Below are 25,886 nucleotides of genomic sequence, written 5' to 3'. Positions count from 1 at the left end.
TTCAAACAAGAAAAGAATACCCATGTCCTTGTCATAACTTTTGCTGTATTAATGTAATATGTACGTATTATAGCTTTTTTACAGCAAAAAAATCAAGGGCATCCTCAGTAAATTTTTCTAAACAAAACTGCAGGTTGTGTCTTCCTAATTAATTTCACGTTTTTGTCCGCTTAATTCCTGCATGTCCTTACAGGTTTGGAAAGCAGAAACCGGTTTAATTGTCAGCCGTTCTTCAAAAATATTCGAGATTGTCCGTACTAAAGGAAGTTCCTCATCATCACAATACAAATAAACTGTCTGCGGTGCGATGGATAAGAGCGGTGCAATCGTTGCCGAGTCGACATAAACAGGATGATGAAAGAGAAGCTTCCTGTCTATAAGGGCCCGCAGCTCGGTATTTCGAATCTCAATCAGGCTTTCATCATAAAAAAAGACCCCTTCATTCATCAGCACATGAATCTCTTCGAACTTTGCCTGGCGCTTTGCGAGGAACTCACGCAGCATTTGCACAAACATTTGGTATTCCTGCTCCATTTTGTATTCATCAATGGAAATTTCAATATACTTGACCAGCTGATCCATAAATGAGCGCATTCTAAATTTCACAAAAGAGTCAAAGGAGAAGTTGATGTCTGGCTGTATCATCTGGTGAATATCTTTTCTGACACTTTCCTTCACATTGCGGTCAGGGACAAAAGAAGAAAGGTCCTCTCGATTGCCTTCAATAATAGATTGAGCTATCTCTATAATCTGATGCTGCTCTTCCTCATCGTGATAATAATATTGATCTATTAAAATAGTGCGAAACCAGTCCTCCATCTTGCTTTCTATGACAAACTCATAAAAAGCATCTTTCAGCAAGTGTATCGAAATTTCAGCTTCATGAAAAAATTGCAGCTTACCTATATGGTGATCTTCATATCGAAGGTGAATTTGATCAGTACAGCCTGAAGCGGTCAGCAAATTTTGAAGCAGTGTATGTAAACGTAATGCATCCTTCTTACTTCGGAAAATGATTTCGATCAACCAAATCCCCCCTTAAAAGAAATCTCTACCTTTCGCTTCCCCTGCATAGTGAATGACTAAACAGGGGCAAGGTTTCCTTTAATGTATATGGGGGACATGTCTAAATTAGAAGCAGAAATGTGATTAGCAGATTCAACTAATTATTGATAGATGGATTTTGAGGAAAAAAAACCGTTTAAGTTAAAATCAGGCAGATTTTTGCTGTATTTGTGAGACTTTGAATAAAATATCTTTTTTACTGATGAAAAAGAAGAAAACAGCTGTGCTATTCTTTTTGAGACAGACGTGATATCCGCCGTCCAGAAAATATATCCGCCAAAAAAGAGGTTTTATCCGCCGTTAAAATTTTTTTATCCTCCAAAAATACGGGTTTATCCCCCAAACTTTAAAAAAACAAAAAACCGCCTGTTCTAAACAGGCAGTCCAAAAATATCATCTTCTTCTATTCGGACCTTCAACCAAAACAGGCTCAGATAAAAATTTAATCCGTTCCATAATGCGGCGCGCCTTCATCCGTTCTTCTTCACCGCGCTGTGTATAGGATAAATGATGTTCAAGTTCTTTTAAATCAAAGTTTGAAGTGAAAAATGTCGGCAGGTTCTCAAGCATACGGAATTGAAGCAGTGGTCCAAGAACTTCATCCCTTGTCCAGCTTGACATCGTTTCGGCACCAATATCATCAAACATAAGAACGTTAGCCCGTTTAATAGCTTCCATTTTATCATTTAATGTTGAATCACCTATAGAGCTCTTCATTTCCCTGAATAATTCTGGAACGTATACGATCATCGAAGAGACCCCTTGATTTGCGAGCGCGTTTGCTATTGCACCTAACAAGTATGATTTTCCTACACCAAATTGTCCGTAAAAATAAAGGCCCTTTTGAGAAGGGTTTTTACTATAATTTGTTATAAAAGTAACAGCTTTGTCTACTGCATCAGCTCGATATACGTCATCATGCAAATCTTTAAATTTCGCATGCAATATATCCTTTGGCACATACAAGCTTTTTATTAAGCTTTCGTTTTTGCGCTTTTCATCGTGAATCACTTTACGCGGGCATTTATCATACTTAATATCTATCAGGCCTCTTGTGATGACTAGCTCAGGATGATAGCCTTGCATAAAGTTAATGCATCCTTCAAGATTTGGACATTTGTTGCATTCTTTACTAAGCTTCGAATACTCATAAAGCTTAATAAGACTTCTGTTCACCATATCTTCCGTTAATTCATGCTGATGCTCAATTAGAAAAGCCTTTATATCTGGATGATTTAGTGTATCTGCCCGCTGCTGTTCATATCTTTTTTTAAAGTCCTGGTTGCCAGTGAGCCTCTTTAATGTATCATTAATATTCTCCATTTTTACTCACCACCCGAATGCAGTTTCTTTAAAGCTTCCTGCATTTTTTTCTTTTTCTTTTCCATTTCTTCATCCTGACCTTCATTCGCGGTTTTTACATCCCCGCCATCGTTATCAAACCAATCAGGCAAAAGTTCAGAGCGAATTGGCTGTTTTTTCGACGTTCTTTTGCTCGTCTTATTTCCCCCAGCCCATTCTAAATATTGTCTATGTTCGTTTTTCGCCAGCTCCATCGCATCTTTTGCCCTTTTTACTTGCTTGCGGGCCCAATGGCTGGCAATCTTCTCCACATATGACTTCGTAAGCTTCATATCTGTTTTTAACATAACATATTGTATAAGAACATTCACAACAGCCGGCAGCAGTTTTTGCTGAAAAAGAACGTCCTCAATTATTTTCAAGTCGCCTTTGGAAGGCTCGGCTCCTCCCGACAGATCCTTCAATAATTGTCTCGGAGAAGTCGTTTCTAAGTATAATATGAGCTCATCCTCTTTGGATGCTGGTGCTGATTGTGCTGTACGTTGTGCTGCTGGCTGTGTACGGTCCAATAAGGAAGGCAGCTGGTCATTGTGCTGAAATTGATACCAATCTCTCGCAGACTTTCGCAATTCTTCAATATTGATATCATTATTTTCGGTAAGCGCACTTATCATAACATTTTTCATCTGCAATACATCTATATCATATAAAAAAGCTAGATTACTAATGGCTAGTTTAACTTTTTTCGTTAAGGCATTTTTGGGTACCAGCGATTCATTTAGACCAGCCATGAGGAGATCAAAGTCAAATGTATCTATGCTAATCTGAATGCCGTCTGATTCATCTCTTCCCATAAAGACCGCATCTTCCTGCAAATCATGCTCCTCATATTGTGTTAACCCTTGATGGCCTGACATATAAACATCTTGGAACGACTTTGTTGCCTCTGTGTACCCTTCCTGCGAATGTACCGCTTTATCGGAAAAGAACCGCTTTAAGCGTGCATATTGAGTTTTTCCGACTTTTTTAAATAAGTATATATTCAGCATGCCATCTAGAAAGAATTGCTGTGGCGATAAGGGCGGCTGCAGTTCGTATATGAAAGAGCGTATGTCGTCCTCTTTTTTTATAAAAACCTTTAATAATCCCATGCCTTCAAGCTTTGCCCTTGCCTCGTATATTTCTTTCAGCCCCAGACCCATTGTTGTCATCAGGTAATGATGGGTGCTTGACTCCGACCAGATTCGATTTTCCTCCACTTCTGCCCATAACGTCATATAAAGACTTAGACAGGTGGAACCAATCAGCGGCTGGTATAAGAGTGTCATAATTTTTCTGTCGTATTCATGCAGCAGTCCGCCAGCGGCCACGGCATATCGATCAATCGGTATCAGTTCTGTCCAATGCTGGGCCAATTGTATTCAACCTCACTTCATTATAGAGAAAATCCTTTTTATAGCCTTAACTTGCAAAAAAAGAGCCAGAGATTCTACCATACACTCTTAGGCTCTGACACTCTATTGCTCTTTTTTAATTAATTCCTTTAATTCATCGATAAAAACATTAATGTCTTTAAATTGTCTATAGACTGAGGCAAAACGAACATAGGCGACATCGTCCACCTTGGCGAGCCTGTCCATCACCATTTCTCCAACCTCGTCACTTTTGATCTCTGACACGCCGTTGCTGCGCAGCTCTGCTTCTACCTCTGCAGTAATCGCTTCGAGCTCCTTAAGTGCAACAGGCCGTTTCTCACAAGCCTTAATCAATCCGCGCAGTATTTTCTCCCGGCTGAACTCTTCTCTCGTGCCTTCCTTTTTTACGACAACAAGCGGTATTTCTTCCACTTTTTCAAACGTCGTAAAGCGATAGTGGCATTGCTCACATTCCCGTCTTCTTCGGATGGATCTTCCGTCATCCACCGGCCTGGAGTCGAGCACACGGGTATTATTATTGTGGCATGAAGGACATTTCATACAATCAACTCCCGATTAACGATCAATTTTTTCCTTAAGCTTATCTTATAAAAAAGAAGTTGTCAGTACAAGCACTTGTCACTTGTTTCCGTACCTTCCTGCTCCAATAAATTCAAATTCATTGTTTATTGCATCATATAAAGACAGCAGTTCTTTTTTTAGCGTTGGATAAATGCCTAGCGGTGACGACTGTTCAGTTGAAATAGTAATATCCACTGCTGTTTCTAACGGCATAAGTCCTGTAACGGTAATCACAGCAAAACACTTTTTTACGCCATTTAGCTCTGCCGCTATTTCTCCATGCTCTCTTGAAGAGCTGATGATTCTCAAATTTTGTTTCCTGCGCAGTAATTGTTCCAGCAATTGAAATAATTCAGATGAATTTTTTTTATAATATCTCGTTTGCAGACTTGGATCCAAGTGATGATCATTTGTTTCACACTGCTTCTCAAATCTGCCCATTATTGGACGTAAAATCGGCATTTTATTTCCTCCATGATGTACATATATCTCTATTGTACTATTTTTTTGGAGAAAATTAAAAGGAGTGCATCTTATGCACTCCTGAGATTTCATTCGTTGTTTAAATTAAAGTACATTTGCTTTTGATTGCTTCACTTGAACAGGACCCATTCCACGAGGCAGTTCAATGTTTTCGCTAGCACTAGCACCCAGCGACTCTGCAATATGCTCAGCAGCAATGTTAGGATCAAGATCTCCGCAAGTATAAACATCAATGCTTGCATAGCCATGCTCAGGAAAGCTATGAATCGTTAAATGTGACTCAGAGATAATAACAACTCCGCTCACACCTTGTGGAGCAAATTTATGAAATGCCACCTCACGAATTTCAGCACCTGACTTTAATGCAGCATTTACAAACGTCTGTTCAATATACTCCATATCATTTAACTTTTCAAAATCGCATCCCCATAGTTCAGAGATTACGTGGCGACCCATTGTTTCCATATTCAATTTCCCCCTTTACGTTAATAAAATGAAATTCTAAGTTCATATTGACGTACTACTACCACGGGGGAAAGTTAGTCCGGAGAGGTCCTAACCCTTTAAGTAGTGATCAACCGCCATTACTTTAGAAGTTCACGATGATTAGTATACTTTGTTTATTATTTTTTTGCAACAAAAGGATTAAATATTTTATTTGCAAATTTCCAGGGAAACAGACACACTTTTTCAGCTTCCATTCGCATTTATAACATCCGCCTGGAAATGACAAAGTGAATCAATTCTTACTATTGCCCGACCAAGCAGAGATATACACCAAAGTAAAAATGAACTCATTGCGCCTGATGATGTCTGCTAGTATGGTTACTGGAAGTTCCATGGATTATAAAAAGGTATTTACGGAAGGAGACGCAGCTTATTTCATTCTAAATCGCAAAAAAAATCCCACTCTGCATGAAACAGAATAGGATCTTGATCTTCGGTTTTCTTTTAAATGATTAACTTACCTTGATGTTCTCTATCTCAACAAGCTGCATGGCCACGTGTTTTGCCAGATCTACAACTCGGCAGGAATAGCCCCATTCGTTGTCGTACCAGGCCAGAACTTTTACTTTATTTTCACCTATTACCATTGTCGACAAGCTATCAATAATCGCCGAATGTTCATTTGTATTAAAATCAACTGAAACTAAGGGTTCATCTGTAATTGCAAGAATACCCTGTAACTCATTGTCTGCAGCCTGTGCGAATGCTGCGTTGATTTCATCAATCGTCACTTCCTTTTGCAGATCCACTACAAGGTCAACAAGTGACACGTTTGGAGTTGGCACTCTTAGAGCCATGCCGTGTATTCTTCCTTCTAATTGCGGCAGCACTAAAGAAAGTGCTTTCGCAGCGCCTGTAGAGGTTGGGATGATTGATTGTCCGCAAGCACGTGCACGACGTAGGTCCTTATGCGGATTATCAATATTTTTCTGATCATTTGTATATGCATGAACAGTTGTCATTAAACCATTAATAATGCCAAAACGCTGATCAAGCACCTTTACTACCGGAGCAAGGCAATTTGTTGTACAAGAAGCATTTGAAATAATATCATGCTCTTCAATATTTAATACGCTTTCATTTACACCCATCACAATTGTTACATCCTCATTCTTCCCAGGTGCTGTTAAAATGACCTTCTTGGCGCCAGCATCAAGATGAAGACTTGCCTTATCACGAGAATTAAATTTACCTGTCGCTTCAATGACTATGTCGATCGCAAGTTCATTCCAAGGAAGCTGCAGGGGATCTCTGCTGTTTAATAATATTATTCTTTTGCCATTAACAATTAAAGCATTTTCCTCTGTTTGGATAGTTCCCTCAAAGGTTCCGTGATTCGTATCGTATTTAAGTAAATGTGCTAACGTTTCAGCAGGATAACTAGCATTGATCGCTGCAATTTCAAGATTATGATCAAGGATCGCCTTTCTAAAAACCATTCTCCCAATTCTGCCAAATCCATTAATCGCTATTCTCGCCGTCATATGATGTGATGACCCCTTTCAAATTAATGTTATACTTATTAATTTGCTAATCTTCAATTAGTATAACATATATCAAACTAAATGTGATATATTAAATAACACATTTAAGGAATATCATTTACATTCATATGCATATAAGACCGATTTCTTTCTCTCTTCCATTTTTCAAACAAAAAAACCTTGCATGACGATATGCAAGGTACGTAAGATGTAAACTAAAATTATTTGGTGTCAGTGACGATTCGTTATTCCCCACTTTTTCAATAATGAGAGTAATTGATGTTGAGTCTCTTCAATGGTTCCATTGTTGTAAATGATGTCATCCGCAAGCTTCTTTTTATCCGCCAGCGGCAATTGTGAACGTATACGTGCTATTGCTTCATCTTCAGTAAGCTTGTTTCTTGCCATAAGACGTGCTAATTGCGTCTGTTCATCAACATAAATTAACAAAGTCTGATCCGCCAGGTATTCCAGCTTACTTTCAAAAAGAAGAGGAATATCAAGGATAATCAGTGATTCTCCTTTTTGAATCGCAGCCTCTTTTTTCTGCAGCATCTGTTGGCGTACGGCTGGATGCACAATGCTATTAAGCTTTAAACGCTGTTCTTCTTCTTGAAAAATAATGGACCCTAACTTCGCTCTGTCAATTTCTTCTGTTTCGTTAAGTATATCCTCACCAAAATGACGCACAATTTCTTCATAAGCTTCTGTCCCTTTTTCAACTGCTAAACGAGCTTCTATATCTGCATCAATCACCGTAAATCCCATTTGTTTCAACATGGAAGAAACTGTACTTTTCCCACTGGCTATTCCGCCAGTTAATCCAATTACAAGTGACATGTTAAATCCTTTCTCCTATATTTTCCAAACACCTATAATAATCAGCAATAGACCAGGCAAAAATGAAAAGCGCTGAATAAATAGGCTGTTGGAAAATATTGCACCGATTTTAAGTCCAAACAGAACAAAGAGAGAACTCATAACAGCTACCGCTAATGCAAGCAAGTAAGGTGAATATCCAAGCAGAGCCGCTCCAATTCCAGCTCCAAATGCATCAAGTGAAAGAGCAAGCCCCAGCAGGATCGCTTCAATTCCCACAATCGTTCCTGACTTATCAAAATCGGCTGACATAGGTTTCTTTAAAATATGAACCACAAGACCAAGTGATTTGATTTCAAAATTAACAATGGTTTTTTCATGAGGAAGCAAGTCCTTATCCTTCTCTTTTTCCGGCCGGAAAAACTGATATAGTACCCAGCAGCCAAGAGCAATGAGAATGATTCCGCCAATTTGGTCAGCCGCATGAGGCGACAAAAATTCAACAATAATATGCCCAAGCCCCATCGCGATAAAAAGAGTGACCGCCGAACAGCAAGCAATAATCACGATAGACTTTATAGGAATTTTCATTTTCCTTAATCCATAAGTTAAGCCAACACTAAAACTATCCAAGCTTACCGCGAACGCAAGCAATAGAAGTGTAAATGAATACGACATATGATAGAGCTCCTTCCTGTCAATCGCTAGGATAGTATATGGAAGAAGCCCATCCAGTGTTAATAAGAAATGCGGAAGGCGCTTGCTCAGGGGCGACAATGACCTCGAGCCCCTAGCGCCTGCAGCTGGACACTACGAAATGCGGAAGCGCCTTGTTCAGCCCCGACAAGCATAAGACGAGCCAGACAGAAGGTCGTTCTTTGACCTTTGGCTGGATTGGCTTATGACCTCGAGGGGCTAGGCGCTGAAGCTGGACACTACGAAATGCGGAAGGCGCTTGCTCAGGGGCGACAATGACCTCGAGCCCCTAGCGCCTGCAGCTGGACAATCGAAATGCAGATGCACCTTGCCTATTCTCTTTTTTGGCAGGTTGGGCAAAAAACAGTGCCTCTGCCGCCGGTAATGATTCTTTCTAGGGCAGTTCCGCATATTTTACATGGTTCGCCTTTTCTGCCATACACGAATAAATCGAGCTGGAACATTCCGATTTGCCCTTGTGAATTAATGTATGAACGGATGGTGCTGCCGCCCTTCTCGACTGCATCTTCTAGGGTACGGTTTATTTCAGTATGAATGCGTGCAATTTCTTCTTCATTTAACGTATTGGCTACTCTCTCAGGATGAATATTCGCTCGAAATAACGTTTCATCTACATAAATGTTCCCAAGGCCCACCACTGTTTTTTGATCAAGCAAGACCGTTTTTACATGCCTTGCTGTTTTAGCAAATCTTGCGGCTAATAAATCAGGTGTAAAAGACTCTGTCATTGGCTCTGGTCCAAGCTGTGAAAGAGGAAGATATTGAAAAACCTCCTCCTTTTTATATAAATGCATCGTCCCAAATTTACGGACGTCTTTATACCTTAGCTCAGTATCATCGGTAAAATGAAAAATCACATGTGTATGTTTATCAACTGGCTCATCGCTTTGCGTTAATGCGTATTTCCCTTCCATTCGCAGATGAGAAATCAGTGCCAGACCTTCTGTATATAGTATTAAAAACTTCCCTCTTCTGCCTATGTCAATAAAGGATTGACCCATTAGCGCATCCTTGAACTGAGACAGCTCTTCTGGAAACTTAATTATTTTTGGCCAAAATACAGAAACATCTTTAATTTCTTTTCCAATAATCAGCTCTTTCAGTGTTCTGCGAACTGTTTCAACCTCTGGCAATTCTGGCATCTCTTATCACCTGCATCTTTTGCTTAGTTTTTATTATTTTGCATCAAACCATGTTGGACCAAAGGAGAAGTCCACTTTCAAAGGCACTTTTAGTTCTACCGTGTTTTCCATAACCTCTGGAACGATTTTAGAAAGCAATTCAATTTCATCTTTTGGTGCTTCAAAAATCAATTCATCGTGTACTTGAAGCAAAAGACGAGATTTTGCATTTTCTTTTTCTAATCTGGCAGCCATGTCAATCATTGCTTTTTTGATGATATCTGCTGCACTGCCTTGAATTGGTGTATTCATAGCCGTTCTCTCAGCAAAGCTGCGCAGATTAAAGTTCCTGCTTGTGATTTCAGGCAGATATCTTCGTCGCTGCAGAAGTGTTGTAACGAAGCCTTTTTGCTTCGCATCATAAACGATATCTTCCATATATTGTTTTACTCCAGGATAGCTTTCCAGATAGCGTTCTATAAATTGACCCGCTTCCTTTCTTGTAATCCCGAGGCTTTGAGATAGTCCGTAATCACTTATTCCGTATACGATGCCAAAGTTAACCGCTTTAGCATGGCGGCGCATATTAGAGGTAACATCTTCTGCTTCCACATGAAAAACTTCCATTGCTGTTTTCGTATGAATATCAAGATCTTCTCTAAAAGCAGAGATCAGTTTCTCATCATCAGCAATATGAGCCAGCACTCTTAGCTCAATTTGAGAATAATCAGCTGCAAAGATCACCCAGTCTTGCTCAGAAGGAATAAAGGCTTGTCTAATTTTTCTGCCTTCCTCCAGACGAATCGGGATATTTTGCAGGTTAGGATCCGTGGAACTGAGCCTGCCTGTTTGCGTGAGCGCCTGATTAAATCTTGTATGCACCTTTTCAGATTCATTATTCACAACTTTTAATAAGCCTTCAATATAGGTGGACTGCAGTTTGCCAAGCTGGCGATAATGTAATATTTCACGAATAATTTCATGATCTGCTTCCAGTTTTTCAAGAACATCTGCAGACGTAGAATATCCTGTTTTTGTCTTTTTAATTACCGGCAGGCCAAGCTTATCAAACAAAATAACGCCAAGCTGTTTTGGAGAATTGATATTAAAGGCTTCACCGGCTAAGGCAAAGATGTTTTTTTCAATCTCATCCAACTTTAATATGATTTCTTTTCCCATTTCTTTTAGGCGGTTCAAATCCACCTGAATTCCAAATGACTCCATGTCAGCAAGAATAAGGGATAAGGGCATTTCCAGATTGTAAAAAAGATCGGATTGCTTATTTTCTTCAAGCTCATCAATCAGCTGATTCTTTAAGGAATCCAGCACTAACGCTTTCCGTACAAGATGCTCGGCCAATTGTTCCGTTTCCGGCACTTTGCGCTTTGCGCCTTTCCCATAGAAAATTTCATCCGATTGAATAGCTGAATATCCGTGCTTTTTGGCAACTGATGCAACATCTTCAATCGTTTCAGATGGATCAATGATATAAGTCGCTAAAAGCAGATCAAAGTCAACACCCTTTAGGTGGATGCCATGATGACGAAGTGATACTTCCGAACGCTTAGCATCATAAACGGTTTTCTTCTTATCAGGGTCTTCCGCCCACTTTTTAAACAGTTCAGACTGCAAGGCAGCTTCCTTGCTGATAAAGTAGCTTCCTGATTCATTTACAATTGAAAAACCTGTGATATCAGCATAATGGTAATTATCTTCTAGTATCTCTACATAAAAAGCACTGTGATCTGTCAGCATCTCTTGTTCAATTTTCTCGACAATTGTATACGAAATTTCCGCTAAGCTTTCTTCCTCGGCATCCTCATCGGCAACACCAAGCTTGTCCAGCAGGGAATTAAAGCCTAGTTCCTTATATAAACTTTTAACTTGGTCTAGTTCATATCCTTTATAATGCAAATCCTGCAGAGATACTTCAACTGGTGCTTCCCTAGTAATGGTGGCCAGCTGTTTGCTCAAGATCGCTTGGTCCTTATGTTGTTCAAGCTTTTCTTTTAGCTTGGCACCACTTACTTGATCGATCGACTTCAGCAGGTCTTCAAGAGTTCCAAATTCTTTTAAAAGTTTTAGCGCCGTTTTTTCACCGACTCCTGGAACACCGGGTATATTATCTGAACTATCTCCCATTAGTCCCTTCATATCAATAATTCTATCCGCTGTAATCCCATACTTTTCTTCAATATGTGCGGGTGTATACTCTTCAATTTCGGTAATTCCTTTTTTCGTTATCGCAACGGTTGTGTTTTCGGAGCTTAATTGTGTTAAATCTTTATCTCCAGAAATCACTTTCACTTCAAAGCCTTCCTTTTCCGCCTGAAGTGAAAGGGTACCGATAATATCATCGGCTTCATAGTTTTCTAATTCATAGCGGGAGATGCTATAGCGATCCAGCAGTTCTCTTATAAATGGAAACTGTTCTGACAGCTCTGGCGGCGTTTTCTGTCTTCCGCCTTTATATTCGCTGAATGTCTGATGGCGAAAGGTCGTCTTTCCAGCATCAAAGGCGACAAGAATATGTGAAGGTTTTTCATCCTCTAATATTCTTGTCAGCATCATTGTAAAGCCATATATAGCATTGGTATGTACACCTTTATCATTGTTTAGGAGCGGCAGTGCAAAAAACGCACGATAAGCGATGCTATTGCCGTCAATGAGAACAAGCTTATTTTTCGTCATCTTTTTCTTCCTCCCGTATTTTTTTCTGGCATCATGTATTATAAGCCTAAAAAAACCGTTATTTCCTTTATTTTATCATGTCATGATAAGGAAAGGAAAATAACGGTTTGTGTGTATGGTTTCTATTTATTCTGTATCAGTGTAACCCATCAACAAGCGTGCATATGGTGAATCAGATGGCAGAACAATAACCGTTTCGCCATTGATCGTCTTTTTATAAGATTCTAATGTTCGATATAAACTATAGAAACTTTGATCTTTTGAAAAAGCTTCATTATAGGTTCTTGCTGCTTGTGCTTCTCCTTCAGCCCGGATTTGTTCAGCTTCAGCCTTTGCAGCTGCCAGCATTTTTGTGACATCCCGATCTGTCTCGGCAATGATCTTATTTTTTTGAGCATCCCCTTTGGATAAATACTCCTGTGCAGTTGATTCACGTTCAGAAATCATTCTTGTAAACACGGATTGCTCGTTCTCTGGCGGAAGATCTGTTCTTTTAATGCGGACATCAGTCACTGAAATACCATAATTATCTTTTGCAAGAAGCTCATTTACCATCTCTGTAATCTCAGTGTTGATCGATCCCCTAGAAGACTTTTCATCATTAATGATCTCGTCATAATCAAGCTGCCCAAGCTGCGTTCTCGTAACAGAATAAATAAATTCCTCCATTTTTGCTTCTGCACCCTGAAGCGTTCTTGCATTGGAAATCATTTTAATTGGGTCTTCTATTTTCCAGACTGCATAGTTGTCAATAATCATACGCTTTTTATCTTTTGTATTAATTTCCGCTTCAGATACATCGTATGTCATTTGATATTTTGGCAATGTTGTTACGCTTTGGATAAACGGAATTTTATATGAAAGACCTGGTGAATTCTCAATGCGGACAACTTCTCCAAACTGGCGGACTACTTTATATTCACCCTCCTTGACGATAAAGAGGTTCATAAACAAAATAATAAGAATTGCGATGAAAATAACAGCAAAAATACCAAACTTAATAAATTTGCGGTTTCTAAGCTGATTGCCTCCCCCGCCTCCGCGTTCATTCATATTTACTATGTTTTGATCACTCATTATTTTCACTTCCTTCAGCTGCTGGCTTTTGCTGCTCTTTCTCTAAGGGTCTGATTGGGAAATACTTCATCGTATTGCCATCATCATTCATGATATAGATTTCAGAACCCGGCAATACTTGCTCCATCGTTTCGAGCATTAACCGCTCCCTCGTGATTTCAGGGCTGTTTCTATATTCTTCATATAAACTGTTAAAGACTGCAACATCTCCACGGGCACCCTGAAGCCTGGCCTCCTGCTCACCTTGTGCGCGGGATTTAATGGCTGAAACCTCACCTTGTGCCTCATTCATTCTTTGATTCTTGTATTTCTCTGCTTCATTGATCTTTGTGTTCATTGTTTCACGTGCATCTGTTACATCGGTAAAGGCTTTTCGGACATCTGCATTAGGAAGCTCTACATCCTGCAATTTAACCGCTAAAATGGAAATGCCTATGTCATATTTTTCAACGAGTGATGTTAATAACTCCCAAACATCTGCTTCTATTTGTGCTTTCCCTGAAGTTAGAGCATCATCAATTTGTGAGCTTCCGATAATACTGCGAAGTGATGAAGATGTACCATCATATAAAATTTCTTCTGGATCTTCAGCATTGAAAAGGAATTTTTCCGGATCAGTAATTTTCCATTGAACAACAAGGTCTGCTAATACAATATTCTCATCCCCCGTGATCATTTTCGTTTCATCAGGAAAGTCCTTTATCTCTCCTTCTTGCTCTTCATAACCAAACTGGAGACTGAATGTTTCTTTTGATAATTTTTCGACGCTCTGAATTGGCCAAGGCATTTTAAAATGCAATCCAGGTTCGGTAATTGTATCTTCGGCATCTCCAAAGGTTAAAATAACCGCTTGATCTGATTCATCGACTGTATACCATGAAGTAAAGGCAATAATGGCTAAAACGACAATTGCAATCGCCAAACCCGATAATGTATAAATTCTTTTTAAACTAACCATTTATACTCCCCTTCCCTGTTTCTTTGTCTGTAACTTTATTACGAGCTGAATACAGAAAAGTTTCATAAGATTTACAATTCAATAAATATACAATTGAATATTCGGAAAGTGGAGGAAAGACAAGAAGACAGAGAATGACTAAAAACAACGAAGTTCATATGTTTTTTAACATCTATGAAGAAAAGATCTTAAAAAAGCAAAAAGAAAAGGAGAAAGCGGGGTAAGCTTTCTCCTTTCTTTGGTACCTTGGATGAAGGGGTTTCCCTAATCATTATAAAGGTCTATTGTAAATAGAAAATAAAAAGACTGTAAATATAATGTAAACCCCTCATTTTTTATCTATTTTTCCAAATCTATTGAATATGGTCTTCAATTTTTCCTTTTGGAAGTTCAATATGAAAGGCTGTGCCTTCACCTACATCACTTGTAACAGAAATTTTCCCCTTATGAGCTTCCACAATATGCTTTACAATTGCCAGACCTAATCCGGTTCCGCCTGAATTTCTGCTTCTTGCTTTATCGACTCGATAAAAACGTTCAAAAATCCGCGGAATTTCCTCTTGGTCAATTCCAATACCTGTATCCTGAACCTTAACATGTACCTTTTTTGGCCCTTCTGATACCGACAAAGAAACTCTTCCGCCTTGGGGCGTATAGGAAATAGCATTTGATAATAAATTGATGATTACCTGTTTTAGCCTAGATGGATCTCCTTCCATTAAGACGGCTGCTTCCTGCCTCTCAAAGAAAAGAGAAATATCCTTTTCTTCCAATTTCCCATGCATAATAGCCAAAACTTCTTTCATCATCACTTGTATATCGAATATTTCTTTAGACAAACTAAAGCCCTGCTGCTCAATTTTTGATAAATCTAGCAGGTCCTGAATAAGGGATTGCAAACGATCGCTTTCCTGCAAAATGATTTTAAGGAAGTCGGTTAATGCCTGCTTATCTTCCATTGCACCGTCCAGCAAAGTCTCTGAAAACCCTTTGATAGATGTAATAGGAGTTTTCAGTTCATGTGAAACATTTGCAACAAAGTCTTTCCTCATTTGCTCGAGTTTCTTTAACTCTGTAATATCATGAAAGACAAGCAAGACGCCTTTCCAGACATTATTCGTACCAATAATAGGCACTCCTGAAACATCGAAATGCTTTCTTTCAATTCCAACAGGAATCATAAGCTGTTTGCGCACTTTATGTTCGGTCATAAATACTTCTTCTACCATGGATGTTAACTCATTATTATTCATCACATCATAATACAGCTTATGTAAGTAAAAAGAAGATTTTGCTTCGAAAATCTCTTTATATGATCTGTTAATTAAATTGATATAGCCTTTGCTATCAATAAGAACAAGACCGCTGCCCATGTTTTCGATTAATGTCTCAATTCGATCTTGCTGAATCTCTTGAGATTTCACCATTTCCTGCAGATTTCTAGCTAAAATATTGATAGAATTACTTAACATACTTGTCTCATTCAAAGGATCTTCATATGTTCTAGCCCTATAATTCCCTTTTGCCAGTTCAATTGCTACTTTTGTAGCTGACTCGATCGGCTGTGTATAATTAGACGTAATACGAGTTACAAGGAGAATAATGACAAAGAGCGCCGCTCCAAGACTAATGGTCAATGTCCACCAGATTTGCCTGTAGGCATCTTGTACTTGTGTGATTGCTGTGCTTAAAATGATGTAACCATCAGGATCTTCACTTGAACCTATCGGACGCCAATAATAATTCAGGTCAAAACCGCCTTGAATCTCCAGGAAATCTTCTGAGCTGTAGACTCCATTTGTTATTTCCTCAACAATGGCTTCATGCCTGCTTACATTGTTTTTGTCATGGCTCTCAAGTACAATACTTCCATTAACATTAGCAATTGTAATCTGGACATTTAATGCATCAGCCATTTCTTTTACTTTTCCGTCGTTAAGCCCGTTGACACCGCCTTGGTCATCGACATAATTTTTTACTAGATCACTCTCATTTTGCAAGCGTTCATCAAAAGACTGTAAAGAATTCGTTTTAAAAAGCTGCCCTAATAAAATACCCAGAAAAATTAACACAGCGATTATTAAGGTAATAAGGGCAAACAAAAGCCTCGATCTGAAATTAATCATTCTTTCTTAGGTTCCTCCAGTTTATATCCTAGTCCGCGGATCGTTTTAATATAAACAGGCTTTTTCGTATCATGTTCAATCTTTTCTCGCAGATGGCTGATGTGAACATCGACGATGCGTGTATCCCCTGCAAAATCATAGTTCCAAACTGCACTTAAAAGCTGATCTCTTGTTAATACCCTGCCTTTATGTCTGCCTAGATAAAGCAGAAGCTCAAATTCCTTTGGTGTTAATTCTAAAAGCTCTTCATCAGCAAAAGCTTCGTATCGATCCGGATAAATTTTCAGCTCTGCAATTTGAATATAATCCTGAGATTCTGCTTGGCTTACATCATATTCCGGCTGCGTTTGTATTCTGCGCAAAATAGCTTTTACACGCGCAACAACCTCACGGGGACTAAATGGCTTCGTCATATAATCATCAGCGCCTAATTCAAGTCCTAGTACTTTATCAAATTCATCATCCTTTGCCGTCAGCATTAAAATAGGCACTTCTATCTTTTGCTGTCTAAGCTGTTTGCATACTTCAATTCCATCCATTTTTGGAAGCATTAAATCAAGAACAATTAAGTCTGGTTTTTCTGAAATAGCAAGCTCCATCCCCAATTCTCCATCCTCTGCAGTTAAAACGTCATATCCAGCTTGCTGTAGATTATATTGCAGCAAAGTAACAATTGATTGTTCATCATCGACGACAAGTACTTTTTTATTCATGAAAAGCCTCCGATATTTTTATTCCCCCAAAAGCATTACCGGCTAACCGGCAATGACCCCCCAACTACCTAAATCTATTATAATATAAACACTTCTTTACAATGCAACCCTTTCAGAAGAATATCTGATAATGTAAGCATTTTCATTATAATTGATAGAGCTTATAAGTGTCGTCCTAATAGGAACTTTGTTCCATCAGGCAGAGAAAATTAATTTTTTTAACATAAAGTACTTTAGGAAAATATATGGCAAGTGTGGAGGGTGGGAACAAAATATTGAACTCTAAAGATAACTCTCAATACAACAAGCAATTTTGTCATTCACTAAAAAGCAAGATTAAGCTTATTCTTCGAACACTTTCATGCACTGGGAGGAAGGCTGGCGCTTCTAGACAGGTCCGCAGAGTTTCCCTCTGAAATCAATTGAACTTACTTCCTCCCGCACATGCATTTTTGGGGTTGTATGATCTAAACGAACAATCCATGTTTGATGTTTATAGAACCTCTATCTACTTAAAAGCTTTCTGCTTTTTCACAGGAATATAAATATCCATTTCTTTGTCTTCAGTACCATAGCATCGTTCATCATAGAACTCGAATTCAATCGTTCCATTATGCTCATACCCTGATTTCGGAAACCAGTCTGTGAAGATATAGTTCCAGGTAGACTGAATAGATGCAGTGAACATTTCCTCACTTGCTTTCGGTGTTGTAAACACTGCATATTCCTGCTCTGGAAAACTTCTGTAAACTAATCCCTCAGGTGCAATAGTTCCCTCAGCTACTTCCATTCCAATGACGTAAACAAACTCACCTGAAGAAGAATTAAAATCTGTACAAATTCCATATTCTTCGTTTTGATGCAAAGGATCGGGAATGGCAGCTCCTAATTTATTTTTCATATACTGCTGCCAAAATTCTGGAATATCTTGATTATTTTGACCATCCTGATTCTTCGTTTTAAGTTCATAGCCAATGATGTGAAAAGCTGGTTTCGCAAGTAGTTTTGGTTTCATTTTTAGTCCTCCTATTAAAGGGTTTTTATTTAGGCAGGCTTTTCCTCTTAACGGACCGGACATTTTCTTTGCACGCCGATATTGCTTTGGTGAAACCCCATAGAACTTTTTAAATGCCCGATTAAATGATTCATGATATTGAAACCCAACGCTGATTGCTATTTCAAGCACTTTTTCATTTGTATAGAATAGTCTTTCCGCTGCGGTTGTCAGCCTTCTCTTTCTGACATATTCCATCACAGATTCTCCAACCATTGCCTGAAAAACACGATGATAATGAAAAGGAGAAAAACAAGCAATCTCAGCCAGCCGCTCCAACGATATGTGTTCATGAATATGATTTTCAATATAATCCAGTGTTAATTGGATAGAGTTTATATAATCCATTTCCGTCACCTGCCTACTACCACTATAACAGCAAACAAACGTTTGTTCTTAACTTTTCTTGCTAAAGAACTGTTTTTGCGAACTATTCTGTTTCTTGGATGAGTGTGCTAGTATTTTTCTTTCCATGAGGAGGCAACTGGACCCTTCTACATATTGATGATAAATAATCGACATTAAAAAAACCGAAAGATTAGAAGGGGTTTTCTAATCTTTCGGCTTTTTTCTTAAGTCTCGTTATTCTTTATAAACTTTAGTACATTAAAAGTTATCAAGCGCATTTCCATCCATTTGCTGAATCCGATGAGGTGGACACACAACTAGTTCTCCTCGAATGACAACTTCATTTTCTTCATTTGTTCCTATTACACTGAGGTGAATGGTATGTTCAGAGGTGTTTACCGCTGTTACCTCAAATAAAAAAGTAACAGAAGCATAATGATAGACAGGCTTAACATAATCAAGGTCCTGCTTTAAAATGTGGCTGCCAGGGCCGGGAAGGTACTTGGAAACAGCTGAAGTGATCATGCCATTTAACATGATACTTGGCACAATAGGTTTCTTATACGGAGTCTGTGATGCATAATCATGCTGAATATATAAAGGGTTGGCATCATTGGTTAGTCCTAGATATAACAACAGATCTTTATCCTCAATTACTTCTGTTAAGGTTAATTTTTCGCCTTTGGATATCTCTTCAATCTTTCTTCCGATCTTTCTTTTTTTCCCTAAAAGCATGCAAACACCTCCATAAACATGTAAGCGGTTTCATTATTGAGTAAAAAATAAAAGCCTTCTTTAGCATATTAAAATCAGTTGTTGACTTATTATTCTGTCATTTTATATTATCATAAATCATCTGGATAAGCAAAATGAATATGAAAAGGTGAGTCTTATTTCTTTTTTGTTATTTATCAAAAGCAAACAATCAAAAAGGATTGAAGGAATTGTACAGCTAGTCACATTCCTTTCAACCCTTTTATATCTGTCAAATCGTATCAGTATTAATTTTATACAAGTATCTCTAAAACGCTTTTAACAGAATGAACAGATTGATTCAGTGCTGCTTTCTCGTTTTCTTCTAAATCAAGCTCAATAATCTTTTCAATTCCGTTAGCACCTAAAATTGTTGGAACGCCAAGATAAATACCTTCATATCCATATTCACCCTCGAGGTAGGCAATGGCCGGAAGCACACGGCGCTGGTCTTTTATAATGGCTTCACACATTTCAACTAAGGCAGCTGCTGGGGCATAATATGCACTGCCGTTTCCTAGCAGGTTAACGATTTCACCGCCGCCTTTGCGGGTCCGTTCAACAATTGCCTCTAAGCGGTCTGCTGGTATTAATGTTTCAAGCGGAATACCACCTGCATATGAATAACGGACAAGCGGAACCATGTCATCACCATGGCCTCCTAACACAAATCCAGTAATATCTTTTACAGAAAGATTCAATTCCTGCGCTACAAATGTTCGGAAACGTGCAGTATCTAATACCCCTGATTGTCCAATTACACGATTTTTAGGAAAGCCAGACTCCTTAAATACCGTATAAGTCATAGCATCAACAGGATTTGTTAAGACGATAATATAGGAATTAGGAGAGTATTTAACGATCTCCTGTGTTACACTTTTCATTACCTTTTGGTTTGTCTGTACTAAATCATCACGGCTCATGCCAGGCTTACGTGCAATTCCAGCAGTGATCACGACAATATCTGAATCCTTCGTATCCTCATAATTGGATGTACCGATAATATTTGCATCAAACCCTTGTACTGGACTTGCTTCAAGCATATCAAGCGCTTTCCCTTTTGTGGGATTTTCATTATGAGGCATATCAACCAGCACGACATCTCCAAGCTCTTTTTGAGCAAGCAGAAAAGCTGTTGTTGTGCCAGTAAATCCGCCGCCGATAACAGATATTTTTTTTCGTCTCATTGTCATGAAATTTCCTCCTAAACATGATGAATATATTCGGTTTAAACAAAAGGCTGTTCTATTCGAACAGCCTTTTGCATCAGTTATTGAATAGGATTAACCCATATTTTTAATTAATTCATCTCCGAATTCAGAGCATTTTACTTCTGTTGCTCCATCCATTAAACGGGCAAAGTCATATGTTACAACTTTAGATGCAATTGTTGTTTCCACTGATTTCAGGATTAAGCTTGCTGCTTCACTCCACCCTAAATGCTCAAGCAATAGCACACCTGATAGAATCACAGATGATGGATTTACTTTATCAAGACCAGCATACTTCGGTGCTGTTCCATGTGTTGCTTCAAAAATCGCATGGCCAGTTTCGTAGTTAATGTTAGCACCTGGTGCAATTCCGATTCCGCCAACTTGTGCAGCCAAAGCATCAGAAATGTAATCACCATTCAGATTCATTGTTGCCACAACGTCAAATTCGCTTGGGCGTGTAAGGATTTGCTGTAAGAAGATATCAGCAATAGAATCTTTAACGATGATTTTGCCAGCTGCTTCAGCATCGGCTTGTGCTTTGTTCGCAGCATCTGCACCTTTTTCATCTTTAATGCGGTCATACTCTGCCCAAGTGAATACTTTTTCTCCGTATTCTCTTTCTGCAAGCTCATAACCCCAGTTTTTAAATGCGCCTTCTGTAAACTTCATAATATTGCCTTTATGTACAAGTGTTACAGATTTACGTCCTTCTTTGATTGCATATTCAATTGCAGCACGTACTAAACGAGAAGTACCTTCTTCTGATACTGGTTTAATGCCAATTCCTGACGTTTCAGGGAAACGGATTTTATTAACACCCATCTCGTCTTGTAGGAAAGAAATAAGCTTTTTCACTTCGTCAGAACCTTTTGCATATTCAATTCCAGCATAAATGTCTTCCGTATTTTCGCGGAAAATCACCATATCTGTGTCTTGAGGACGTTTTACAGGAGAAGGAACTCCTTCGAACCAGCGTACAGGGCGTAAACAAACAAACAAGTCAAGCTCTTGACGAAGTGCAACATTAAGAGAACGAATTCCTCCGCCGATTGGAGTTGTTAATGGGCCTTTAATTGCAATTAAATACTCATTAATCGTATCTAGTGTTTCAGATGGCAGCCACTCACCTGTTTGGTTAAATGCCTTTTCACCAGCAAGAACTTCTTTCCATTCAATCTTGCGCTCGTTGTTATACGCCTTCTCAACAGCAGCGTCTAAAACTCTTGATGCTGATGCCCAAATATCAGGACCAATCCCATCTCCTTCAATAAAAGGAACGATTGGATTATTTGGTACATTTAATACCCCATTGCTTACTGTAATTTTTTCACCTTGCATGTTCATTTCTCCCTTCCTTTTCACATCTCGTTTTCATGCCAAAATAATAAAGCGGAAAGGTCAGAAAGCAGGTCTGCCTCTAACCTTTAGCTCTCTTCAATCTAACACAGCAATTATACACAGAAAAGTAAAATGCTGTACATGATTTAGATAAGTGAAACAGCAGCTGGAAATTAGCCTCTGTTTTCAACAGTTACGTATTTTTGCATGCCTGGTCCTGTGTATTCAGCACGAGGACGGATCAAACGGTTATTTTCATATTGTTCTAGAATATGAGCTAACCAGCCAGAAACGCGGCTTACAGCAAAAATTGGTGTAAATAAATCATGATCAATGCCTAAGCTGTGATAAACAGACGCAGAATAAAAATCAACATTCGGCGGCAGGTTTTTCTCTCCTGTTACTATGCCTTCAATTTGTGTAGACATTTCATACCAATGAGGTTCTCCTGTAAGTTCTGTTAATCTTTTAGACATTTCTCTCAAATGTTTTGCGCGCGGATCACCCTGACGGTATACACGGTGCCCAAAGCCCATAATTTTTTCTTTGTTCGCAAGTTTCTCACGAATATACGGGTCGACGTTATCAAGTGTTTCAATCTCAGATAACATTTTCATAACCGCTTCGTTAGCTCCGCCGTGCAGCGGTCCTTTAAGTGCTCCAATGGCTGCCGTTACACCAGAATAGACATCTGATAATGTAGCAACACATACACGGGCAGTAAACGTAGACGCGTTCAACTCATGGTCTGCGTGAAGCACTAAAGCTTTATTAAACGCTTCAATCGCAATATCTTCTGGCTCTTCGCCAGTCAGCATATAAAGGAAATTGGCAGCAAAACCTAAATCTTTCTTTGGCGCCACTGGCTCTAAACCTTTACGAATACGAGAAAAACTCGTAACAATTGCCGGCATTTTTGCTTGAAGACGAACAGCTTTTCGATAGTTTGCTTCCTCATCCATTAAATCCGCTTCTTCATCATATAAAGAAAGCAGTGAAACGGCAGAACGCAAAGCAGCCATTGGATGAACTTTATTAATTGGATACATTTTAAAGTGCTGCAGAACCTCATCAGGCAGTTCAGCATTTTCAGCAAGCAGAGATTTAAATTCCTCTAATTGCGCCTTAGTTGGAAGACTGCGGTGCCATAACAAATAAATAACTTCCTCAAAGCTTGCATTCTCCGCCAAATCATCAATATCATAGCCTACATACGTTAGTGTATCGTCTATGATTGAGCTTATAGATGACTGTGTTGCAACGATTCCTTCAAGTCCGCGTGTTACTGTCATATAAAACATCTCCTTTACGTAATAAAATTTCCCCTTACCCTTTGCACGCATAAGCGTTTACAAATCATCTTTGTGAATACTCTCGAATGAATTTTCAGATTAATTTAAGCTTTAATGCCGGCACAAGCAGCCATTTTGCAGACTATTTTGGATATCTAACCTATTATTGCTCTCGGCTAAATGATCAGGAGGTATGTATAGATCCATTACAGATCCCCCCTAAGTAAGTAACTTTTTTATATCCTTGACCGGACTGAGCGCTTGCTCGAGAATATACAATAAAAAAAGAAAATGCTTACATTTCTTTTTGACACAAAAAATAGTTATTACTATTTTAATAGAGAATATGATGAATAACAAATAGTTTGCGCTTACAAGTCCTATTATAAACAATTATCTGACTTTTGTGAACGAAAACAACTTAAATTAATAAAATAAATTGTTTTATAAGAAAAATGTTATTTGATTAAATCAATTATTTTCATCAGGAAATAGGCTATTCCTGCACCAATTAATGGACCGACAGCCACTGCTTTAAATATGGAGACAGCAAGGATAGTCCCTAATACCAGAGCGACTGTAATTTGCGGATCCTCAGCCAAAAGAGTTACTCCGCCTTTTGCAATCAGAGCGACCAAAATTCCAGATATGAGTGCTACCCAGGCATAAGGTGATTTAAATGCATCTCCTAGATCACGCAGTCCAATATCACCGCTGGCAATGGGAGCTAAAACAGCAATGGTAATAATGGTGACGCCCCAGTTAATTCCTTTTGATTGTATAAAGGAAAACAGGTGACTCCCACCGCCAACCGCCTTTAAAATCAGCAGCACAAATACAGCGAGCATCAATGATTGGTTTTTAGCTATTATACTTATTCCCAATAATAACAATAAGAAAACAAGAGATTGCGAAATCATTATTTATTCCACCTTATACAAATTATCGTAACATAGTTATATGACCGAACATGCTAATTCCTGGTAACAGAATTACATGGTCTTCTGCCCAGACAAAGATGACCCTCAAAACGACCTCTCAGTTTTAAAAAGCAATAACTTTATCATTCATTTTTAAAGGTAATTATGGTTTGATCGTCGTATATAATCATAACACCTTTTTTTAGAATAAAGAGCAGGGGGGCCATTGATTGAACAGTATTTATCTAAATCGGACACTGAGGTTTTTCTTCGTCATAGCTATTATTATATTAGCCCTAATTTCTTTTTACTACATATCCAAAATTACATATCCATTTATCATCGCGCTGGCAATTGCCTTTTTTATTAATCCTGCTGTGAATTTTCTTGAAAGCAAAGGACGCATGCCCAGACTTCTGGCAGTATTAGTTGCGTTAACCCTTATTTTTGCCATTTTCGCCGGCTTGATTACACTGCTTGTTGCTGAAATCGTCTCAGGAGCTGATTATTTATCTAAGGTTGTACCCGCACATTTAGATACACTAATTACACATATCGAACTCTTCTTTGCGGGACAAATCATTCCGCTATATAATCAGATAACCAGCATTTTCAATAATTTAGAAACCGGACAGCAGGACACCATTATGACGAATATTGAAAATGTAGGCCGCAATATCGGCAGTACACTTGGTACATTTATTCAATCCTTTTTTGAAAAAATCCCAAATATATTATCCTGGTTTCCGAATGCCGCGACCGTCATCATCTTTTCATTGCTCGCGACTTTTTTTATTAGCAAAGACTGGTACCGTCTGTCAGGGACGTTTGGAAAAATTCTTCCTTCAAGGGCAAAATCCAGCAGCAGAACCGTTGTTGCTGATCTAAAAAAAGCTTTATTTGGTTTTATCAAAGCGCAGGCAACACTTGTTTCTTTCACAACCGTCATCATCTTAATCGGCCTCTTGATTTTACGAATTGATTATGCGATTACAATCGCGCTCATTACAGGAATCGTTGATATTATTCCCTATCTGGGAACAGGTTTGATTTTTGTGCCTTGGATTATTTTTGAAGCTATTTCCGGTGATATGGGGATGGCGATTGGTCTTGGGATTTTGTATCTTATCGTAATTGTACAGCGGCAGATCATGGAGCCGAAGGTCCTTTCCTCAAGCATTGGTCTCGATCCGCTGGCAACACTTATCGCCCTTTTTGTTGGCTTTAAGCTAATTGGATTTCTGGGGCTCATTGCAGGTCCAGTCACACTTGTCATCATTACAACTCTACATCGCGCCAACGTCTTTCGTGACATATGGTCTTTTATAAAAGGGACAGAAAAGTAAATAAATGACCAAAAAAGACAAAAGAGCACTGAAAAAGTGCTCTTTTTTGTTACGTAATAATTTTGATATTACGTTTATTAACTCGTTTTGTAATAGCTTTAAAGAGTCTTCCTTTAATCAGGGCGCGTGTTGGGGGCAATAACAGAACCAGTCCAAGAATGTCTGTAAAAAAGCCTGGCAGCAATAATAAAATAGCTCCCACAAGGATACAGACTCCATCCATGATCGTATCTCCTGGCATTTCTCCGTATTGCATCTGCCTTTGTGCTTTCCTAAACGTTTCAAGTCCTTGTTTGCGCGCATAATACCCGCCTAAAAGTGCCGTGAGAAAAATAAGAATTAGTGTTGGACCAATTCCAATTATATTGCCTGAAAGCATAATTGCTGTAATCTCTAATACCGGTATGATAATAAATATGGTCAAAAGGATGTAGCGCATAATGCCACCTCACTGTTTATTTATTCTTACTAACATTGTATCAGAAAGTAGAAGAACCTCAGAGTAAAAAGATTATTGGCTATTTTACGCTACATACTAAATTCTATTCACCAAAATGCGAT

At 38.7% G+C, this 25,886-nt stretch carries 23 protein-coding genes; 1 reads left to right on the top strand and 22 read right to left on the bottom strand.

Translation table 11 applies throughout. The annotated features are described in order from the left end of the window. Positions 1–144: 144 nt before the first annotated feature. From ytxC to A6754_RS06430, 21 genes are all read right to left on the bottom strand, one after another. Positions 145–1,026 carry a putative sporulation protein YtxC gene (gene ytxC / locus A6754_RS06535; RefSeq protein ID WP_066443061.1) on the bottom strand — a complete coding sequence of 294 codons (882 nt, stop codon included), beginning with the start codon at positions 1,024–1,026 and terminating at the stop codon, positions 145–147. Positions 1,027–1,458: 432 nt separating this feature from the next. Continuing rightward, positions 1,459–2,388, bottom strand: a complete 930-nt coding sequence (gene dnaI / locus A6754_RS06530) for a primosomal protein DnaI (protein ID WP_066443060.1) — start codon at positions 2,386–2,388, stop codon at positions 1,459–1,461. A 2-nt stretch (positions 2,389–2,390) separates the two neighbouring features. Further along, entirely contained in the window at positions 2,391–3,782 is a 1,392-nt protein-coding gene (locus tag A6754_RS06525; protein ID WP_066443059.1) for a replication initiation and membrane attachment family protein, read from the bottom strand. A gap of 102 nt (positions 3,783–3,884) precedes the next feature. Continuing rightward, positions 3,885–4,343 (bottom strand): transcriptional regulator NrdR, encoded by a 459-nt coding sequence (gene nrdR / locus A6754_RS06520; RefSeq protein ID WP_066443058.1) that lies wholly within the window; start codon positions 4,341–4,343, stop codon positions 3,885–3,887. 78 nt (positions 4,344–4,421) lie between these two features. Next, positions 4,422–4,826: a hypothetical protein gene (locus tag A6754_RS06515; protein WP_066443057.1), complete on the bottom strand. Its 405-nt coding sequence runs from the start codon at positions 4,824–4,826 to the stop codon at positions 4,422–4,424. Between the two features lie 105 nt (positions 4,827–4,931). Further along, positions 4,932–5,312 (bottom strand): adenosylmethionine decarboxylase, encoded by a 381-nt coding sequence (gene speD / locus A6754_RS06510; RefSeq protein ID WP_066443056.1) that lies wholly within the window; start codon positions 5,310–5,312, stop codon positions 4,932–4,934. A 494-nt stretch (positions 5,313–5,806) separates the two neighbouring features. Next, positions 5,807–6,838: a glyceraldehyde-3-phosphate dehydrogenase gene (locus A6754_RS06500; RefSeq protein ID WP_066443054.1), complete on the bottom strand. Its 1,032-nt coding sequence runs from the start codon at positions 6,836–6,838 to the stop codon at positions 5,807–5,809. Positions 6,839–7,069: 231 nt separating this feature from the next. Next, the gene (gene coaE, locus A6754_RS06495; RefSeq protein ID WP_066443053.1) at positions 7,070–7,678 is read right to left on the bottom strand and encodes a dephospho-CoA kinase; all 609 of its coding nucleotides are present in this window, start codon (positions 7,676–7,678) and stop codon (positions 7,070–7,072) included. 15 nt (positions 7,679–7,693) lie between these two features. Continuing rightward, a complete protein-coding gene (gene ytaF, locus A6754_RS06490; protein WP_066443052.1) occupies positions 7,694–8,335 on the bottom strand; it encodes a sporulation membrane protein YtaF in 642 nt (213 codons plus the stop codon). A gap of 350 nt (positions 8,336–8,685) precedes the next feature. After that, positions 8,686–9,516 (bottom strand): DNA-formamidopyrimidine glycosylase, encoded by an 831-nt coding sequence (mutM, locus tag A6754_RS06485; protein WP_066443051.1) that lies wholly within the window; start codon positions 9,514–9,516, stop codon positions 8,686–8,688. 33 nt (positions 9,517–9,549) lie between these two features. Continuing rightward, positions 9,550–12,186 carry a DNA polymerase I gene (gene polA / locus A6754_RS06480; RefSeq protein ID WP_066443050.1) on the bottom strand — a complete coding sequence of 879 codons (2,637 nt, stop codon included), beginning with the start codon at positions 12,184–12,186 and terminating at the stop codon, positions 9,550–9,552. A gap of 126 nt (positions 12,187–12,312) precedes the next feature. Further along, positions 12,313–13,263 carry a protease modulator HflC gene (gene hflC / locus A6754_RS06475; RefSeq protein ID WP_066443049.1) on the bottom strand — a complete coding sequence of 317 codons (951 nt, stop codon included), beginning with the start codon at positions 13,261–13,263 and terminating at the stop codon, positions 12,313–12,315. Then, positions 13,256–14,221 (bottom strand): FtsH protease activity modulator HflK, encoded by a 966-nt coding sequence (hflK, locus tag A6754_RS06470; RefSeq protein ID WP_066443048.1) that lies wholly within the window; start codon positions 14,219–14,221, stop codon positions 13,256–13,258. The genes hflC and hflK overlap by 8 nt, the downstream gene beginning before the upstream one ends. A gap of 353 nt (positions 14,222–14,574) precedes the next feature. Then, on the bottom strand, positions 14,575–16,347 hold the full coding sequence (pnpS, locus tag A6754_RS06465; protein ID WP_066443047.1) for a two-component system histidine kinase PnpS: 1,773 nt from the start codon (positions 16,345–16,347) through the stop codon (positions 14,575–14,577). Further along, a complete protein-coding gene (locus A6754_RS06460; protein ID WP_066443046.1) occupies positions 16,344–17,060 on the bottom strand; it encodes a response regulator transcription factor in 717 nt (238 codons plus the stop codon). Before A6754_RS06460 ends, pnpS begins: the two co-directional genes overlap by 4 nt. A 508-nt stretch (positions 17,061–17,568) precedes the next feature. Beyond that, positions 17,569–18,462 (bottom strand): AraC family transcriptional regulator, encoded by an 894-nt coding sequence (locus A6754_RS06455; RefSeq protein WP_066443045.1) that lies wholly within the window; start codon positions 18,460–18,462, stop codon positions 17,569–17,571. A 258-nt stretch (positions 18,463–18,720) separates the two neighbouring features. After that, positions 18,721–19,197 carry a MaoC/PaaZ C-terminal domain-containing protein gene (locus tag A6754_RS06450; protein WP_066443044.1) on the bottom strand — a complete coding sequence of 159 codons (477 nt, stop codon included), beginning with the start codon at positions 19,195–19,197 and terminating at the stop codon, positions 18,721–18,723. Between the two features lie 272 nt (positions 19,198–19,469). Then, positions 19,470–20,408, bottom strand: coding sequence for a malate dehydrogenase (mdh, locus tag A6754_RS06445; RefSeq protein ID WP_066443043.1), 939 nt, complete (start codon positions 20,406–20,408; stop codon positions 19,470–19,472). Between the two features lie 90 nt (positions 20,409–20,498). Beyond that, the gene (gene icd / locus A6754_RS06440) at positions 20,499–21,767 is read right to left on the bottom strand and encodes an NADP-dependent isocitrate dehydrogenase (protein ID WP_066443042.1); all 1,269 of its coding nucleotides are present in this window, start codon (positions 21,765–21,767) and stop codon (positions 20,499–20,501) included. A 173-nt stretch (positions 21,768–21,940) separates the two neighbouring features. Then, on the bottom strand, positions 21,941–23,059 hold the full coding sequence (gene citZ, locus A6754_RS06435; RefSeq protein WP_066443041.1) for a citrate synthase: 1,119 nt from the start codon (positions 23,057–23,059) through the stop codon (positions 21,941–21,943). Between the two features lie 458 nt (positions 23,060–23,517). Continuing rightward, positions 23,518–23,979, bottom strand: a complete 462-nt coding sequence (locus A6754_RS06430; RefSeq protein WP_066443040.1) for a DUF441 domain-containing protein — start codon at positions 23,977–23,979, stop codon at positions 23,518–23,520. Positions 23,980–24,209: 230 nt separating this feature from the next. Here A6754_RS06430 and ytvI point away from each other — a divergent pair, with 230 nt between their 5' ends. After that, on the top strand, positions 24,210–25,325 hold the full coding sequence (ytvI, locus tag A6754_RS06425; RefSeq protein WP_066443039.1) for a sporulation integral membrane protein YtvI: 1,116 nt from the start codon (positions 24,210–24,212) through the stop codon (positions 25,323–25,325). A gap of 49 nt (positions 25,326–25,374) precedes the next feature. On the opposite strand, the gene A6754_RS06420 is transcribed toward ytvI, so the two are convergent. Continuing rightward, the gene (locus A6754_RS06420) at positions 25,375–25,764 is read right to left on the bottom strand and encodes an FxsA family protein (protein ID WP_066443038.1); all 390 of its coding nucleotides are present in this window, start codon (positions 25,762–25,764) and stop codon (positions 25,375–25,377) included. Positions 25,765–25,886: the final 122 nt, after the last annotated feature.

This window comes from Cytobacillus gottheilii (genome assembly GCF_001636345.1).
In the GTDB taxonomy this organism is placed as follows: domain Bacteria; phylum Bacillota; class Bacilli; order Bacillales; family Cytobacillaceae; genus Cytobacillus; species Cytobacillus gottheilii.
This window is presented reverse-complemented; position numbering and strand designations above follow the sequence as displayed.